At 55.3% G+C, this 17688-nt stretch carries 16 protein-coding genes; 13 read left to right on the top strand and 3 right to left on the bottom strand.

Annotated elements, in window-relative coordinates; genetic code table 11:
* Positions 1-5: 5 nt before the first annotated feature.
* The 10 genes from trmD to V3C19_RS09300 all read left to right on the top strand — a co-directional run bounded on the left by trmD (position 6) and on the right by V3C19_RS09300 (position 9197).
* Positions 6-725 carry a tRNA (guanosine(37)-N1)-methyltransferase TrmD gene (gene trmD, locus V3C19_RS09345; RefSeq protein WP_130084785.1) on the top strand — a complete coding sequence of 240 codons (720 nt, stop codon included), beginning with the start codon at positions 6-8 and terminating at the stop codon, positions 723-725.
* Between the two features lie 123 nt (positions 726-848).
* Positions 849-1004: a small basic protein gene (locus V3C19_RS09340; protein WP_012419301.1), complete on the top strand. Its 156-nt coding sequence runs from the start codon at positions 849-851 to the stop codon at positions 1002-1004.
* Positions 1005-1204: 200 nt separating this feature from the next.
* Positions 1205-2884, top strand: coding sequence for a pseudouridine synthase (locus tag V3C19_RS09335; RefSeq protein WP_302389482.1), 1680 nt, complete (start codon positions 1205-1207; stop codon positions 2882-2884).
* 18 nt (positions 2885-2902) lie between these two features.
* Positions 2903-4330 (top strand): SEL1-like repeat protein, encoded by a 1428-nt coding sequence (locus V3C19_RS09330; RefSeq protein ID WP_130084783.1) that lies wholly within the window; start codon positions 2903-2905, stop codon positions 4328-4330.
* A 55-nt stretch (positions 4331-4385) separates the two neighbouring features.
* Entirely contained in the window at positions 4386-4685 is a 300-nt protein-coding gene (gene tatA, locus V3C19_RS12865) for a twin-arginine translocase TatA/TatE family subunit (protein ID WP_130084782.1), read from the top strand.
* A 320-nt stretch (positions 4686-5005) separates the two neighbouring features.
* Positions 5006-5305 carry a hypothetical protein gene (locus V3C19_RS09320; protein WP_130084781.1) on the top strand — a complete coding sequence of 100 codons (300 nt, stop codon included), beginning with the start codon at positions 5006-5008 and terminating at the stop codon, positions 5303-5305.
* 521 nt (positions 5306-5826) lie between these two features.
* Positions 5827-6255, top strand: coding sequence for a hypothetical protein (locus V3C19_RS09315; protein WP_295931279.1), 429 nt, complete (start codon positions 5827-5829; stop codon positions 6253-6255).
* A 259-nt stretch (positions 6256-6514) separates the two neighbouring features.
* Positions 6515-7921 carry an MBL fold metallo-hydrolase gene (locus tag V3C19_RS09310; RefSeq protein ID WP_295931275.1) on the top strand — a complete coding sequence of 469 codons (1407 nt, stop codon included), beginning with the start codon at positions 6515-6517 and terminating at the stop codon, positions 7919-7921.
* Between the two features lie 135 nt (positions 7922-8056).
* Positions 8057-8416, top strand: a complete 360-nt coding sequence (locus V3C19_RS09305) for an arsenate reductase family protein (protein WP_067569088.1) — start codon at positions 8057-8059, stop codon at positions 8414-8416.
* A gap of 7 nt (positions 8417-8423) precedes the next feature.
* On the top strand, positions 8424-9197 hold the full coding sequence (locus V3C19_RS09300; RefSeq protein WP_161981427.1) for an ion transporter: 774 nt from the start codon (positions 8424-8426) through the stop codon (positions 9195-9197).
* A gap of 439 nt (positions 9198-9636) precedes the next feature.
* Here V3C19_RS09300 and glgP read toward each other — a convergent pair whose 3' ends face one another.
* Complete coding sequence (glgP, locus tag V3C19_RS09295; protein WP_302389480.1) at positions 9637-11301, bottom strand: alpha-glucan family phosphorylase; 1665 nt, start codon at positions 11299-11301, stop codon at positions 9637-9639.
* 239 nt (positions 11302-11540) lie between these two features.
* On the opposite strand from glgP, the gene tdh reads away from it, so the two are divergent.
* On the top strand, positions 11541-12578 hold the full coding sequence (gene tdh, locus V3C19_RS09290) for an L-threonine 3-dehydrogenase (RefSeq protein ID WP_130084776.1): 1038 nt from the start codon (positions 11541-11543) through the stop codon (positions 12576-12578).
* A gap of 73 nt (positions 12579-12651) precedes the next feature.
* Here the strand turns inward: tdh and def are convergent, their stop codons facing one another.
* The gene (gene def, locus V3C19_RS09285) at positions 12652-13296 is read right to left on the bottom strand and encodes a peptide deformylase (RefSeq protein ID WP_295931270.1); all 645 of its coding nucleotides are present in this window, start codon (positions 13294-13296) and stop codon (positions 12652-12654) included.
* Positions 13297-13561: 265 nt separating this feature from the next.
* On the opposite strand from def, the gene V3C19_RS09280 reads away from it, so the two are divergent.
* Together V3C19_RS09280 and V3C19_RS09275 are read left to right on the top strand one after the other, a co-directional pair.
* Entirely contained in the window at positions 13562-14782 is a 1221-nt protein-coding gene (locus V3C19_RS09280) for a hypothetical protein (RefSeq protein ID WP_295931268.1), read from the top strand.
* Positions 14783-14836: 54 nt separating this feature from the next.
* The gene (locus V3C19_RS09275; RefSeq protein ID WP_295931267.1) at positions 14837-15622 is read left to right on the top strand and encodes an SDR family oxidoreductase; all 786 of its coding nucleotides are present in this window, start codon (positions 14837-14839) and stop codon (positions 15620-15622) included.
* Positions 15623-15653: 31 nt separating this feature from the next.
* On the opposite strand, the gene V3C19_RS09270 is transcribed toward V3C19_RS09275, so the two are convergent.
* Positions 15654-17627, bottom strand: a complete 1974-nt coding sequence (locus V3C19_RS09270; protein WP_295931264.1) for a hypothetical protein — start codon at positions 17625-17627, stop codon at positions 15654-15656.
* Between the last annotated feature and the right edge of the window lie 61 nt (positions 17628-17688).

Here is a 17688-nt window from a genome sequence, read left to right as displayed (position 1 = left end):
CTTTTATGTCTGCCGCTCTGACCATAGACGTTCTTTCCCTGTTTCCGGAGATGGTGGAAGCCCCCCTGGCGGGGAGCATCCTCGGCAAGGCCCGTGAAAAGGGCCTTGTGGAGGTGCGCTGCCACAATATCAGGGACTGGACGAAGGACAGGCACCGCAAGACGGACGATTATCTTTGCGGAGGCGGACAGGGCATGCTGCTGAAGCCGGAACCTATTTTCGCCGCCGTGGAGGAACTCAGGCGCCCGGAAACGCGGGTGGTGCTGATGACTCCGCAGGGGAGGACGTTCAACCAGGACCTGGCCGGGGAACTGGCCGCTTCCGGCGGCCATCTCATCATTCTTTGCGGCCATTACGAGGGGGTGGACCACCGCGTGGTGGAGGAACTGGTGGACGTAGAATTGTCCATCGGGGACTACATCCTGACCAACGGAGCCATAGCCGCCGTCGTGGTCATTGACGCCGTGGCGCGGCTGATTCCCGGGGTGCTGGGGGATGAACGTTCTTCCGTGGAGGAGTCTTTTTCCAACGGTTTGCTGGAGGCTCCCGCCTACACCAAGCCGAATGAGTTCCGCGGCCTGTCCGTTCCGGAAATCCTGCTGAGCGGCAACCATCCCGCCATTGAGAAATGGAAGCATGAACGGTCCCTGGAACGTACGCGCCTGAACCGTCCGGATTTATGGCGGGCATGGGTGGAGGCGCATCCGGAGGACGGCGCCAGGTGAGATATTTGGCCGTCGCGTCAAATTTCTCTTGCCAAGAGGGGGGGCTTCCGTTATAAGACCTCGCCTGCCACCGTGAGGGTGGTGTAAAGCACCTTTCTGAACCTTTTACGAAATCACAAGATCATGTCCAAGCATTCCAGCCTCAAAGCAACCGGTACCGTAGGCGGCAAGCGTTCCGTCCTGAAGCGTTTCGAACGCGTCAAGCTCCTCAAGGAACGCGGTGAATGGAAGAAGGGCCAAAGCCCCCTCGGCCTGCCGAAGACCAAGCATGAAGCTTAAGCCTGACAGTGTTTCCGCCGGGATTTTCCCTCTGCGGGGCCGTTATGGCGCATCATTTTCCTAATACAGGAAGCCTCTCGGATGTCTATAAACCGGGAGGCTTTTTTCTTCTGGCGGAACTTTTCCCCTTGGAAAACGTGTTCTGCCGGCAAAACAAACAAATAAAAAACATCCGCTGAGATAGCGGACATTACATCGATATGAGTGAAGAACAACATGGCTCCGAAGAAAACGGAGGTATCCGCATTAATAAATTCCTGGCATCCTGCGGCATTGATTCCCGCCGGGTGGCTGACAGATTGATTGAGGAAGGACGTGTGGAGGTGAACGGGAAAGTTATTGATACTCCCGGAATGAAAGTAACCGATAAGGATTTCGTGAAGGTGGATGGCCGCCACATGACTCCCATGGAGGAAGTGGTAGTGCTGCTGAACAAGCCCCGCGGCTATGTGTGCAGCCGTGAGGCCCAGGGCGCGATTGGCACTGTTTACGACTTGCTGCCGCCCCGTTTGCGCCATTTGAATTACGTGGGCCGCCTGGATGCCGATTCCGAGGGCCTGCTGATCATGACCAACAAGGGAGAGCTGACTCAGACCCTTTCCCATCCCACCGGAGGCATTGAGAAGGAGTACTGGGTGACGGTGGATCAGAATTTTGACAATTCCGTCCTGATGCAGTTCCTGCGCGGAGTCCGCATTCCGGAAGGCAACGCCAAGGCCAAATATGTCTGCCGCGCTTCCGCGCGCCGCGCCTGCATCGTGCTGGAGCAGGGCTTGAAACGGCAGGTCCGCCAGATGTTCCAGTGCCTGGGCCTGCGCGTGCGTAAGCTGGTGCGCGTGCGCATCGGTTCCTTGTGGGGCGGTGATTTGGACCCAGGAAGCTGGAGGTTCATGGATGATGCCGATGTGGCTCTTCTTCTGAAGAATCCGCCCCGCCAGCGCAAGTACCTGGGTGCGGCCCAGCTTGCCACCGGGACTTCCGCCAAAACGGAACAATCCGGCAGCGCTTCTGACTCCGATGAGGGTTATGTATTTAATCCGGACGATTTTGAAGCGGGAGAATCTTATGAGCCTTCTCCCGAGATGAAGACCCGTTTTGCAGATACGGACGAACAGGATGAGGTCGCGGAAGGTGATGTGATGCGGGACGATTCTTTCCGTTTCCGTGACCGCCGGAATGACCGGAGCGACGATTTCCGAGGTCGCCGCGAAGGCGGTTTTGGAGGCGACCGCCGTGAAGGAGGATTCCAGAGGCGTGAAGGCGGTTTCAATAGGGATCGCCGTGAGGGAGGTTTCCAACGCCGTGAAGGCGGTTTCGGAGGCGACCGCCGTGAGGGAGGCTTCCAAAGGCGTGAAGGCGGTTTCAATAGGGATCGCCGTGAGGGAGGTTTCCAGCGCCGTGAAGGTGGTTTTGGAGGAGATCGTCGCGAAGGAGGTTTTCAACGTCGTGAAGGCGGCTTCGGAGGTGACCGTCGCGAGGGAGGTTTCCAGCGCCGTGAAGGCGGTTTTGGAGGAGATCGTCGCGAAGGAGGTTTCCAGAGGCGTGAAGGCGGTTTCGGAGGAGATCGTCGCGAAGGAGGTTTTCAACGTCATGAAGGCGGCTTCGGAGGTGACCGTCGCGAGGGAGGTTTCCAGCGCCGTGAAGGCGGTTTTGGGGGTGACCGTCGCGAGGGAGGTTTCCAGAGGCGTGAAGGCGGTTTCGGAGGAGATCGTCGCGAAGGAGGTTTTCAACGTCATGAAGGCGGCTTCGGAGGTGACCGTCGCGAGGGAGGTTTTCAACGCCGTGAAGGTGGCTTCCAGCGCCGCGAAGGAGGATTCCGCAAGCCCGGCTTTGGAGGCAGATCCTCCGGCGGTTTTTCCCGCGGAGGCAGAGGACGTTAATCATTTACTTGTGCCGGTATGAAGAGACATTGCAGATGGTGGTTCCTTGCCGGATTATGCGCGCTGTGCCTGGCACAGCCTTCTCTTCAGGCATCTCCTGTCCCTCCTTCTCCAGTTTCCTCCGGAGAAGGAGATTTTGACGCCTATCTGGCCGGGCTCAGGGAGAAAGCCATGAACGGAGACGCAGATGCGGCCAAACAACTGGTCGTGCATTATGAGGTGGCCGGCAATGTGCCGGAAACTTCCCGATGGATGAATCAGTACGTTTCCCTGACGGAGAAGGCGGCCGATGCCGGGAACGTGTCTGCCATGCTGGACCTGGGCAAGCTGTTTTACACCGGCAGCCGTCTTTATCCCAAGAATATGGAGAAAGCCCGGTTCTGGTTTACCCGCGCCGCAGACAGCGGCAATGCGGATGCCCAGTATCAGACGGCGGCGATGATTTCCAAGGGCATGGGAGGCCTCCGGGACGAGGCCCTGGCCACCAGCTATTATGAAAAGGCCCTCCATTCCTGGCAGAAGGAGGCGGAGGCGGGCGATCCCAAGGCCGCCCTGTGGGTGGGCCTTCTTTATGAAAGGAAGCTGGTTCCCGGCAGTTCCCCGGAGAAGTCCGTCCCCTGGCTGACGCGTGCGGCCGAACACGGGAACCTGACAGCCCAGGGGCTGCTTGGCTTCAAGTACCGGGACGGCCTCGGCGTGCCCAGGGATGCGAATTGGGCCGTGCAATGGTTTGAAAAGGCCGCGCAGCAAAAGGATTTGGGTGCTGTCATGGAACTGGGCATCATGTACCGGGACGGCAAGTATATGCCCCGGGACATGGAGAAGGCCCGCCAATGGTTTGAGAAGGGGGCGGAGTGGAAGGACCCGTACAGCATGGCTGCCCTGGCAGATATGCTCATGGAGGATTCCCCGTCCGGGGAGCATGCCGCCCGCGCTCTGTCTTTGTACAGGGAAGCCGCCGCAATCGGCTATGCTCCCGCGGCCCTGAAGGCCGCGGAACTTCTTCAGAACGGCAAGGGCGGCGAACTGGATGCCGATGAGGCGTACAGGCTTCTGCGCCGCGTCGTGGATGCTACGGGAAGTCCCAAGGGCATGTACATGCTGGCCCAGCTTTATTATGCCAAGGGAGATGACGCACAGGGAGATTCCCTGATGAAGGCTTCCGCCCAGGCTGCCTATCTGCCCGCCATGAACCGCATGGCGCGCCTGCATCTGCTTCCGGACAGTTCCCTAGCTTGGAACCCCGTGCTGTCCTATTATTACTGGAGCCAGGCTGGAGAGTTGGGCGACAAAGAGGCGGCATCCGCCGCATCCTGGCTTCTGTGGGGCAGTTTGGCGGTGCTTTCGCTGGTGATTTTCCTCGTGGTCTGGCGTTTTCACCGTTTTGCCGTCAGGAGGCTTGCAGAACAGCAAAAGCAGGAACAGGCTGGGAGCGATGACGCATGAAGCGTATTATGAAGTTCCACATTGAAATAAATCTGTTAAAAATATCGTATCTTCCATGATGAATACACTAGCCATTTTCGGTCTGGGAACTCCGGAGATCATCGCCATTCTGGTGATTGTCTTTCTGCTGTTCGGAGCCAAAAAACTTCCGGAATTCGCCCGTGGACTGGGAAAGAGCCTGGGAGAGTTCAAGAAGGCCAAATCCGAGTTTGAGGACGAGTTGTTGAAGACGGAAAAGGAAGCCATGTCCGATTCCTCCGCTTCCAAGCCGGAATCCAGACCTTCTCCGGAACTTTCGCAGCCCATTGACGTGGAAGCGGAAAAACCGGAGGAAACCAATCAGGAAGGGAAGTAGATTTTCATTCTGTAGAAAATTTGAGCAGGCGGGATTTTTTCCCGCCTTTTTTGTCGGTTTTTGCTATGGTTTCAACAGGCAGGAGGCTGTCCCGATTTCGGTATTCCGCGGTAATCCCGTGGTGCATTCTTTTTCCCATGTTCCACTTAATCAAGGTCCGCCTCTTAGAAATGAAATCTCTGAGTAAGAAAACAGCATTCTGCAGGTGGTAACACGGTGCTCTATTAAATTTATGCACCTGCGTTTTGCAGGGAGTCGATGATTCGCTGAAGAAGATGAGAATGCAGAAGATATTCGTTGCCGTTGTTTAAATCATCCCCATGAAGATCAAATCATACTATCCCGTGCTAGCTTCATGGATCCTTACATTGCTTTTCTGCGGAACGGAGGTGGGAGTCCGTTTTTATGGTTTTCCGAAATGGATGGATTTGAGTAACTTGTCTGAATGGGTCACGATGTTTTTTGGGCTAATAATACTTGGCGGTCCTATTCTTAGTTTGTTGTGGGGGGTAGGAGGACTCATTGAAGCTAAAAAGAAAATGGATTTTATCCTAGCTCTGGCTTTGTCTGTTTTATGGTTTTTCCCCTTTGTGTATGCGTTTGCTCTTGGACTTTCTTGAAAGGCAATGAGCATGTTTTGCAGGCTGTTCCTTCCGGGTTGAAGGAATAGCGTTTTATTGTTCCATGGTCAGAGAGGCTCCCGCGTTTCATGGGCATTTCTTATCCGCTATCTGTGTTCTCTTTTCTAAAAGGGAAGAAATGAAAAGAGAAAGTAAATGGTTTAATCATGTTGACAATCTTTTTCATGTAGATAAAGGTCTTGCGATTTCAAGAGGGTAATGCATGGCATACTTTGAGAAATCAAAAAGATGTTGGGTTTAAGCCTGAATTCGCTGCCAATGGTGCCAATAATGCTCGTCATTTTGCATGGGCGCTTCACAAAGGATAATTATGTGCAAGGGTTGCCTGGTGATTGATTTTGGAGACTCATTGATTCGTTCTGGCATAAGACAACAGGAGTGTGAACCGGAAATGAAATCTGACAGAGCGGCAGCTGGCTCTGAAAAAAATCCAAAGTATTTGAATCACAATATTTTGACAAGGGTACATGGAATAGGAACAAATATAAAGTAGCAGATACATGGAAAAAGAGTTTTTGCCAGGGAAAAAATCAAGGAAAACAGCCAATGCCGCAAAGGCAATTATTTTTGTTTATGCATTGCAGCTTCTGCTATCATTTGTGTTCTACTATCGTTCAATTGAAAGATATGAAATTGATGGAATTAAAATAACTATTGAAAGAGAAACGCCCTGGTATTTGAGTATGATACCAGGGGTGGGATTTTTTCTTGATATGGGTGATATTTTTCTGGATGGCCATGTTAACATAAGGTTTCAATATGAGGGGTGGACATATGCAACATGCTCGGATTCCCATGAATGTATAGACTGGGAAAATGGTCTTGAGGTTAAAACAACAGATGATTTTGTTTTTCTGTATGAGAAGGGGAATTATGGGGCGCCTGTCATAGGAATGCCTCGTCAAGGAATGAGGATATTGCCTCTTTGATTTTTTAAGAGCAAACGGTATTTGTGATGCGCTGTTCCCTCAATATTGAGGGAACAGCTTTTTGTTTTTCCTTACTCCGGAAGTTGTCCTCATGTGTTATGAAAACCTTTTCGGGAATATATGCCGTGTTGATGAGGAGTTTTACCGGATGAAAACCTGTGCAAAGAGTTTAAATAGCGGGCATCGTTACAGGAAATTCATCATTCCGGACGGCATTGATTTCTTGCTTTGGACGGGGGCTTGTTGTACACATGTATTAATGAAAATTCATTTTTGCGGCGCGGCAGGTACGACGACGGGGTCCCAGCATTTGCTGGAGGTGAACGGGAGCAGGATTCTTCTGGATTGCGGCATGTATCAGGGCAGGCGAGAGGAAGCGTGGCACATCAACAAGGATTTTCCGTATTTTTCTCCGGCAGATGTGGACGTGGTGATTCTTTCCCATGCGCACATCGACCATTCCGGAAACCTTCCCAATCTGGTGAAGAAGGGGTTTCAGGGAAATGTGTACAGCACGTACGCCACGCGCGACCTTTGCCAGATCATGCTGGCGGACGCCGCCCGCATCCAGGAACACGATTGCGCGTTCATCAACAAGATGAACAGGCGCCGCGGCATTGACCAACCGGAGGTGTACCCCACGTATTCCGAGCAGGATGCCGAACGCTGCATGCGCCTGTTTGTGAACATCGGCTATGAACGTCCCATTCCGGTAGCTCCGGGAGTAACGCTGACGTTTTACGATGCGGGCCACATTCTGGGAGCCGCCCAGGTATGCCTGGATATTGAAGACCGGGACGACGGCAAGAGGAAGCGTTTCCTGTTTTCCGGGGACGTGGGGAGGGGCGACAACGAGCTTCTGCGCGATCCCGTGCCTGTGCCGGATGTGGATATTCTGCTGATGGAAAGCACCTACGGCGGCCGTTTTCATGAAGCTCCTTCCCGGGATGACGAGACGTTCTGCCAGGCGATCAGGGAGGCCCTGGAGCTGGGAGGCCGCATTTACATTCCCTCCTTTGCGGTGGAGCGCACCCAGCAGCTCCTTTACCTGCTGAACAGGGCCTACCATGAAGGTCATCTTCCTCTGCTGCCCGTATATGTGGACAGCCCCATGGCCGTGAGCGCCACGGGAATTTTCAGCATTCATCCGGAGTGCTTCAACAAGGAAGTGTACGATTTCCTGTTCCGGGAACAGGATCCGTTCTCCTTTGAGCAGTTGCGGATGATCCGTTCCGTGGGAGAGTCCCAGGCGTTGAACAGGATGGACGGACAGGCCATCATCATTTCCGCTTCCGGCATGTGCGAGGCAGGCCGCATCCTGCACCATTTGGCAAACAACATCGGCAATCCGAAGAATACTGTCCTTTTTGTGGGGTATTGCGCGGAACATACTCTGGGCCGTAAGATCATCGATGGATGGAAGGAGGTCCCGATCCTGGGCAAGCAATACCGCGTGCGCGCCAGAATCCGGGAGATGGATTCCTTCTCCGGCCATGCGGACCACGGCGAATTGCTGGAGTATTTTGACAGGACCGGCGGTCCCAAGAGCAATATCATTCTAGTACACGGGGAGGAACAGGCGTCTCTCGCGCTGGCGAATGCGCTGGAGGAACGGCAGGCCAATCCGGTGTCCATAGCGCAGCTTGGCAGCGTCATGGTGCTTTAAGCTGAATGCCTGAGCTGAATGGCGCTTTTTCCGTGGGGCCTTGCCCATGTGTGGAATCATTCCAATCAAGTCATGACGGCATGATGGCTGTGCTGGCCGCTTGACCCGGAGTTTATGCGGGGCTAGCGTGAGGATATGTCTTGCCTGTTTATCGAATATCCCAAGTGCACGACCTGCCAGAAAGCCAAGAAATGGCTTGATGAACAAGGTGTTTCCTATGAAGATCGCCACATCGTGGAACAGAATCCCACGAAGGAGGAACTTCTTGCATGGATCAGGGACAGCGGGCTGCCGTCCAGGAAGTTTTTCAATACCAGCGGCCTGATGTACAAGAATCTGGGGCTGAAGGACAAGCTTCCCGGCATGAGCCTGGAGGAGCAGGCGGCCCTGCTGGCGACCAACGGCATGCTGGTTAAGCGGCCCATTTTAATTGTCAACGGGCGCATCTGCGTCGGCTTCAAGGCCGATGAGTGGAAAGCCGCCCTCCATCCCTGAATGCCCCATGCCCCTGATTACCCGCACGAAGGAAGGCGCAGCCAATTTCGGCCCCTGGGAGAATGTCGTCCGGGTGCTGATCCTGGTCTGGTTCGTCCTGTACACGTTGAATGCCATTCCGGACGTTCATCCCATGGTAGGGAGGATCGCCGGCAAGGTGAATAACTGGATCAGCTATTTCTTCGTCTTTGAATACATTCTGCGGGTATTGTGCGCCAAGCCGCGCAGGATGTATGTGTTCAGCGGCATGGGGATTCTGGATTTCATTGTCTGCCTGCCGTTCCTGAGCATGTTTTTCGGGGCGGACTGGCAGGTGCTGTATTCCCTCCGGCTTGTCCGGGTACTGGCCATTTTCAAGCTGGCGCGCTTTAATAAAACCGCCGCCAGTTTCAAGAGGGCCTTTTACCTGATCCGGGACGAGTTTTTCCTGTTTTTTTCCGTCATCCTGTTCATGCTGTATGTGACCTCCCTGGGGATTTACATTGCGGAGCACGAGGCCCAGCCGGAAAAGTTCAGATCGTTTTTCGACGCCCTCTGGTTTGCCGTGGAAACCCTGAGTACGGTGGGATACGGGGACCTGGTGCCCATCACGGCGATGGGACGTATTTTTACCGGAGTGATCATGTTCATCGCCGTGTCCATCATTGCCATTTCAACGGGCCTGATTACTTCCGCCTTTTCCCGTGTCTGGCAGGAGGAGAATATTTTCCCGCGCCACCGCAGGGCCGGAGTCAAGACTCCGGATTCTGGGGAGCATGATAAGCCGGAAACGGAGGGTTAGGGCAGTTCTCAGCCTTCTTTTGCGTGAGAGAGGTTTTTTGGCCACGGGGAGAGTGCAGGGGTGTCTGCGGCGTGTTTCCCATGCCCGGAGGGAATTTCCATGCTACAGCGGAGAGTTTTTCCTTCCTCGGAAGGACAGGAGCCTCTGTCCTGTACGGAATCCGGAGGCTTCATGCCGCCGTGGATCGGCATTATTTCCTGTGGTTTTATTGCCGGTTGCCTTCTTTCATGGAAGAAGCATTTTCTTCCTCTGTCTGGATGAGATATTTTGGTGAAAGGCAATGAGGGCTTTCTTCTGGTTTTCCATTATTCCCGGGGAGGGGTGTGCCGGTGGAAACCGGAAAAGAGAGTTTGATTTTTTTCCTTCTGCTTAAAAAAGGCTGCCCCGCTGAAAGCGGAGCAGCCGGTCAACATTGTTCGGCAATAGAAAGGAATTGTTCCTAACTGTTGTACATTTTGGTATAGTACTCGTCGGCCATCCGGTCGGAATCAAACTCGGGGTAGATGTCCGTCATCGCGTTGAAGACGATTTCCATCCACTTGTCGTTGTGATCGTAGTAGAGCGGGAGAATCTTGTCGTCCAGAATGTTGTAGAAGTTGTCGCGGTCGGAGCGGTCGCGGGCTTCCGGGGAGAGGTGGGGGGCCGCTTCCGGAATGACGAAGCAGTTTTCCCCGTCCCTGGCAAATTCGCAGATCCAGCCGTCGTTGGTGGAGACGGAGATGGAGCCGTTCATAGCCGCGGACATGCCGGAGGTGCCGGACGCTTCCCGGGTGACCACGGGATTGTTCAGCCAGACGTCCGAGCCATTCTTGAGGTAGCGGCTCAGGCCCAGTTCATAGCCGGTAAGTACGGCGGAACGGGGGTATTTGGCGGTCATGTCGTTCAAGCGGTTGAAGATTTCAATGGCGCCGTGGTCCATCGGGTAGGGTTTGCCTGCCCAGATGAATTGCACCGGATAGTTGGTACGCTGAAGCATGCGCTCAAACATGGTGGGGTTTCCGGTGACCAGGTCCGGCCGCTTGTAGGCCGCAAAGCGGCGCGCCCAGACGATGGTGAGGCAGTTGGGATCAAAGACGCGGCCGGTTTGTTCCCCCACCATGCGAAAGAGGGCTTTTTTCAAGGCGCGCTTGCGGCGAATGAAGGCTTCCTTATTCCGGGCGTGGAAGGCTTCCGCCAGTTCCGGGTCCTGCCAGTATTTCTGGTTCTGGGCATTGGTGATGTGGGTGATGGGGCAGATGCCCTCATAGTCCTTCCACATTTGGCGGGAGACTTCCCCGTGGAGCTTGGAAACGCCGTTGGCGATGTGGGAAAGGCGCAGGGCGGCCAGCGTGTAGTTGAAGGTGTTGTCCGTCAGGCCCACCGCGGCGCGGACCTGTTCCATGGAGAGGCCGTCGAAGAAGGAGAACGTGTTCATCGTGTTCACGTCCATCTTTTCATTGCCTGCTTCTTCCGGAGTATGGGTAGTGAAGACGAAGCGCTTGCGCACTTCTTCCACGCTGCCCGTCTTGGCCAGCACGTGGAAGGCGGCGGCAAGGCCGTGGGCTTCATTCAGGTGGTAGATTTCCGGCTCGATGCCCAGCTCGTCAAAGAGACGCGCGCCCCCCTTGCCGAGCAGAACGTACTGGGCGATACGGGTGAAGCCGTTGGCATCATACAGGCGCCGGGAAATGTTGCGGCTTTCCTCGTCATTTTCCTCCAGGTCCGTGGAAAGGAAGAACATGGGAGCGGTGCCGAATGTTTCCGGATTCAGGAAATAGGCCTTTACCCATACCGGCGCGCCGCAGACGTGGATGAGGAATTTGATGTTGTGATCTTCCAGGAACGGGTAGTTTTTACGCATGTACTGCGTAGCCATGGAGCCGTCTTCCGCACGAATCTGGTTGTAGTAGCCGTAACTCCACAGAATGCCGACGCCGACAAGGTTCTGGCGGAGGTCATGCGCGCTGCGCATGTGGGAGCCGGCCAGGTAGCCCAGACCACCGGAGTAAATTTTAAAGGAGTTGTCGATAGCGTATTCCATGCAGAAATACGCTACGCTTTTTCCGTATTTGGGATCGATTTCATACGGATGTTCGAAAATGGTGGGTAAAAATGACTTCGCCATGGTTCTGTAAGTATGGAGTAAGATGTTCAGCAGATGAACCGTATAGCTTGGTAGCATGATTCATCATTATTGGAAAGGGCAAAGTGCGTGTGTGTAGGAATTGTCGCTTGAACAGGAAAGCTTTTCCGTAAAGGCGCCCTAACAGTTTTTCCCCGTTTTCTCGGCATGGTCCGGAACTGCGTTTTACAGGGGCGCGCAAGTGATTTTGAGCTTGCCGCCGGGGAGGAAAAAGAGCATGAATGGGGCGCATGAAAGCTCTTGTAAAAACGCAGGCAGGTCCCGGTTTGGAATTGATGGATGTTCCCATGCCGGAAGGCGGCCCGAACGATGTTCTGATTAAGATTCACAAAACGGCTATTTGCGGCACGGACCTTCATATCTGGAACTGGGACAAGTGGGCCCAGCAGACCATTCCCGTGGGCATGCATGTGGGGCACGAATTCTGCGGCGTTATTGAGTCCGTAGGTTCATCCGTGACCGAGTACAAGCCCGGGGAGATCGTTTCCGGAGAAGGGCACATCGTCTGCGGCCACTGCCGCAGCTGCCGCTCCGGCCAGAAGCACTTGTGCCCGAATACGCAGGGCGTGGGCGTGAACAGGCCCGGATGCTTTGCGGAATATCTTTCCATTCCCCAGGACAACGTGGTGCGCATTCACAAGAACATTCCGATGGAAATCGCCTCCATTTTCGACCCGCTGGGCAATGCCGTCCATACGGCCCTTTCCTGGGACCTGGTGGGCGAAGACGTCCTGATTACGGGCGCCGGCGTCATCGGCTGCATGGCCGCCGCCGTGTGCAAAAAGGCCGGGGCCAAAACCGTGGTGATTACGGACATCAACGATTTCCGCCTGGGTCTGGCCAGAACTCTGGGAGCGGACCGCACAGTGAATGTGACCCGTGAAAAACTTTCCGACGTGATGAAGGAACTGGAGATGACGGAAGGGTTTGACGTGTGCCTGGAAATGAGCGGCGCTCCCTCCTGCCTGAAAGACATCATCGACAATTCCCGCAACGGTGCGAGTATTTCCCTGTTGGGGATTCAGCCGGACGGCTCCAGCATCGAATGGAACAAGTTCATCTGGAAGGGGCTGAAGATGAAAGGCATTTATGGACGTGAAATTTTTGAAACATGGCACAAGATGGATTCCATGATCCGCAGCGGCCTGGACATCGCACCGATCATCACGCACCGCCTGCCCTATACGGAGTTCCGGGAAGGCTTTGAGGCCATGAATTCCGGCAAGTCCGGTAAAGTGGTGCTGGACTGGGTCAACTGAGCCTGGCTGCCGCCAGTCGCATTTGCCCCGGCTTTCATTGAAAGGGAAGCCGGGGCTTTTTTACAGAGGTGGGTCACGCGGTTTTCCGGGGTATGGCCGGAACCTGGGCGGCCTGGGCCAGTCTCCGGCGTTCCTCCTTCATGCGACGTGCGTAGCTGTCGTCGTCTTCCTCAAAGGCATCCGGATATGTCAGTCTAAGACGCCGGATGACTTTTTCATGGTCCTGCGGAGAAACGATGTCCGTGAACAGGCTGCCGTGAAGGTGATCCACTTCATGCTGCAGACAGCGTGCCAGAAGGCCGTTGCATTTGATGGTAACGGCCCTTCCGTCCATCAGAATGAGCGTGGCTTTTACGCAGGAACGCCGCGTGACGTCCGCATATACCTTGGAGATGCTCAGGCACCCTTCCCGGTACGGGACTTTTTTGCCGAAGGGATGGAGGACCGGGTTGATGAAGTTCAGCGGCATAAGTTGTGCCAGCGTGGCAGGGCTGCCGTCCACTTCCAGCCACGTGGTGGAGGTGTCCGTGAGGGGGATGTTGATGGTGACCATCTGGATGGGACGGCCCACCTGCGGCGCCGCCAGTCCGATGCCTCCCTGCGCCAGTGTTTCCTGCATGTCTTGCAGAAAGCTGAGGATGTCGGAATTGATATGGACAATGGGACTGCATTTCTCCCGGAGGGCGGGATGCCCGTATTGCAGAATGTCAAGAATCACGGCAGGTATGGTGTTGAATAGGTAATAAGGTGCGACTGTCCGTAAGAGGGAAACGTTCATTTTTTCTATAGTAAATACGGTGTGGAACTGCAGTAGACTTTCTTTGACGGCAAGATATGCCACGGCAAGTTTTTTGCGGATGGAATGAAAAGACCTTGAACTTTGTGCTGTCTTTTTTACGGTAACCATGCAGCCCGATGCTGCTGAGGCTTGCCCTCGTCAACGTCCCTCCCTCATGAAGCACAGATACCATCTCTTTTTATTCTTGAAATTTTCCTTGTTGGGAGGCGTATGCTTCCTGGCGCCATGTTCCTGTGGGGACAGGGAGGAAGGGAATGCTCAGGCTCAGGAGAACGGCTCCGGGGAGCTTTCCCCGGTGGAATCTTATGAGGAATTGCTTTCTCTGCGGCTGAGGGATGTGGAGCAGATGGCTGATTTGATTGTCTCCGTCCAGGACCGCGACAGAGGGGAAGGCGTGATGGAAGAGCTGGGACGGCTGGCGGAACGGCAGAAGCAGTATGAGGTGAATTGCCGACAGCTTCTTACCCTGAATCCGGATATTCAGAAGTTGTCCAGGGAGAAGCATCCCGTTTTTCACGCCATTCTACGGGAACGCGTGGCGAAGGCGCACTCCCAAGTGATGGAGCAGCTCCTGAGGATTCATGATGTCAAGTATTACGGCTCTGCCGTGATCAAGGGTGATTTGGAAAAGTATGGACTGAAGCTGACCAACAAGAGAATGGCCCAGTACCTGAACAGCAGGATGCTTCCTTCCCTGGAAGCCTATCTGGTTCAGTATTCCTCCATGGTGGATATGCTGGAAGGGATAGACTGCAAGGTTGCCGCTGATGCGTATGCCGTGTCCCTGGCTCTTCAGTGCCGCATGGTGCAGGAGCAGGCCGTCAATGTTTTGCGTATGGAGCATACTTATCAGGCATGGCTTCCCGGATTTGAGAATTATTACCATAAAGGGCTGGCAAAGCTGAGGGTAAAGGCTGACCAGGAGTGCAAGCGCTGCTTCCGCGCCCTATTAAAACTGGCGACTGCCAGAATGTACGATTCCCCCCTGCTGTACAAGACGGTTGCGGGTATATGGGTGGACCATCCCCTGATGATTGATTCTCCTGAAGTCTGGAATGATCCGATGATGACCATGGAGGAATTCTGCCTGTCTCTGGAACGTATCCGCCTTCTGCTGCAGGATGTGAAGGACCCGGAGACGGCGGACAAAAGGGCCATTGAGGTAGTGGAGGTTGTTTCCCGCCTGAAAAGACTGCGCAGCCATATAAGCCGGTTCCAGGAGTCCGGAAAAATGGAGATGGTGAAGGCAAATGACCTGGAACGCGTGAGCCACCGGGCGGAAGAGGCGGAAATGACCGTTTCCGGAGCCATGGCTCGTCTTATTTTGGAAACGGACGTCGTTACCCGTTCTCCGCTTCTTTCCCATGCGCTGGGCTTTTACAGGTATGTGATGTACGCACGTTAGGGCGGTGGACGGGGAACTTGTTGACTTCTCCCGGTGAAGAGTGACAATCAGATCATGATGGATTCTGATTTTTCCGGCAAGGTTGTCGTGGTGACGGGAGGCGCTTCCGGCATTGGCCGGGCCATTGCAGAGGCTTTTGCCGCGGCGGGAGCTCTGCTGGCTGTGATGGACGTCGACCATGAGCAGACGGCCGGACTTTTGGATGTTCTGGCGGGAGAGGGCCATATCTGCGTGACGGGTGATGCTGGTGTGGAGGAGGACCTTCGCTTTTTTGCGGAAAAGGTGCTTGAGCATTTCGGCCGCGTGGATGTGCTGGTAAACAATGCGTGCATCAGCCGCCGGGGCATTCTTTCCGGCTGTTCCTACGAGGAGTTCAACAAGGTTCTGTGCGTGGGCGTTTCCGCTCCCTATCTGTTGTCCAGCCTGTTTTTGGAGCATTTTTCCCGTGGGGCTTCCATCGTTAATATAGCTTCCAGCCGCGCGTTCATGTCTCAGAAGGATACGGAGAGCTACAGCGTCGCGAAAGGCGGTATCCTCGCGCTGACGCATGCTCTCGCCATGAGCCTGGCGCCGCGCGGCGTGCGCGTGAACAGCATCAGCCCCGGCTGGATTGATACGGGAAAGTTCGGCTCTTTGACGCGGGAGGATGCCTTGCAGCATCCCGCAGGGCGCGCGGGCGTCCCCGCGGATGTTGTGAAAGGGGTGTTTTTCCTGTGCCTTTCCGGATTCGTCAATGCAGAAAACCTGGTTATTGACGGCGGCATGACCCGCATGATGGTATACCACGGGGAAGAGGGGTGGACATATAATCCGGAAGCGCGGGGAACGGAGCCTTCCTGACGGACGGTTCCCGTCTGCTTTTTCTGCCGCTTCACGCACGCGGTTTCGGGAGGGCTTCCACCACGATCACCTCGAACGGTTCCAGCTCCATCCGGACGATTTCTCCGGCGCGGAGTTCGGAGAACGGGAGCCGCTTTCCATTGGGAGAAATGGCGGAATAACTGCGCGGAGCTTCCGGCGGCAGTTCAAAGACGGAGCCGGGATCAAAACTCCAGGTGCGCCGTTCCGAGGAAGGGTTACGGATGGTGAGAAGCCCCTTGGCCGGAGACCATGCGGACCAGCCGTACACCTGCAATTCCATGGGACTGCCGCCCACCCAGTGTACGTCCACCAGCGTTTCATTATTCTCCCTGGCCCAGATGGCCGCCCTGGCCAGGGTATCCCATTGGGACGGCTCAAGCAGCTGCGGTGTCATGTAAATCTCCTGCATTTGCGTGCCGGACCCGAAGGCTGACCAGATTTCATCCTCCAGGTCCGTTCCTTCCACCGTATCCAGGCCGCGGGCCTTCCGCGTGTAAATGATGCCATGGTTCATCAGGGAATTGATGGGGAATAGCGGGGAAACGGCCACGTTGTTGTTGAAAATGCGGGAATCCCGGAACGTCATCCACTTCTGCCTCATGGTTCCTTCGCCAATAAACTCATGGTCCCAGCCCCCGCGCCACACGGAATCCGCGATGCCGAACCAGAAGGGGGAAGCCCACGTGCCCGTGGTCAGATTGATGAACAGGTCCGGCCGTTCGTCGCGCAGTTCCCCCAGCAGATGGATAACGGCCTCGAAATCGCTGGCAAACCGGCTTCCGGGAAGCTGCGTTTCCTCCCCGGAAGTGCCGTCCAGCTTGAAATGGTTGATGCCGTTGTCCCGGATCATGTGCAGGCACATCTCCTTGAAATAGTCGTAGTACCTTGGACCGCTCAAGGCAAAGCCGCGTTCGTTTGTTTCAAAACAGTCTCCGGCGGCATTCAGCCGGTTCTGCTTGGGCTTGCCGTAGCCTCCCCAGGGAGAAAACCATACCCCGGGACCGGCACCGTAGGAAGCGGCAAGCTTATGGACGTTGCGGAACTCGTGTTTGAACCCTTCGTTGAACTCCCAGAGCGTTTCCGGATTGTCCCACCCGTCGTCAAAAAGGATGGAATCCAGCACGGCTCCGCGCTTGCGGACCAGCTCTTCGCCGTACAAGCTCACGGCTTCCATGGCAAAAGCTTCGTCATAGCGGTCGAACAGGGTGTCGTACCACGTATTGTAATTCAGAAAGGCTCCGTAGGGCCGAGCACGCTCTTCGTTCAGGTATTGCAGCTGGAAGGTTCGGCGTAGCTGGCCGGGAGCGGCTACCCCCAGCACGGCGGAAACATTTAAATGCGTGCGGGAGGGAATATCCGTCTTGCGGGAAATTTGAGCCACCAGTTTTCCTTCCTCCTCCCCGTTGAAGGAAAGGGGACTTTCCACGCCGGCAAACAGCCTGCCGCCGAACGCCGTGGCCGGAACACCCTTCACGCTGCCCCTTTGCTGGATATCCGGAGCGGACAGTTCCAGCACGCGCACCATGCGGATGGGGCAGGCCCACTGCATCGGGCAAATGTCCAGCAGAATACGGACGTAGGGGGATCCTTCCCTCAGTTCCGCAGTCCAGGTGACGGCCAGGCCTTCCGTCTCCCAGGCAAAGGGGACTGTTATCTTGACGCCGGAACGGCGGTCCGCCAGCCTGCGGCCCTGGGGATTGCCCGGGATTTCCTCTCCGGCGGGCGTTTCCGCCATCAGGCTGGCCGCGGAAATCTTGCGCGGGCGGGGGCTCGGAACGTCGTCCGTGACTCCGTCTTCCTTGATCCCGTAATCCAGATGGATGCTGAAAATATCGTCCCCGAAGCGGTAGGCGCAACCATTGAGCTTGTCCGTAAACGTCACTCCGGCAAGTCTTCTTCCCGCCGTGTGTACCTTGATTTCAATCCAATCATTGGCGGCTGTCAACACGCCGGGAATATCCATGGAAAGGGAACATGCGCTCATGGGAAAAGGCTATGACCGCACCCGCCGGAAGTAAAGACAGGAATGGAAACGTCAGCCCGTT

The organism is Akkermansia sp. AE01SA01 (genome assembly GCF_036417395.1).
In the GTDB taxonomy this organism is placed as follows: Bacteria; Verrucomicrobiota; Verrucomicrobiia; order Verrucomicrobiales; family Akkermansiaceae; genus Akkermansia.
Note: the sequence above shows the minus strand (reverse complement) of the source record. Positions and strands in the feature narration are given on the sequence as shown.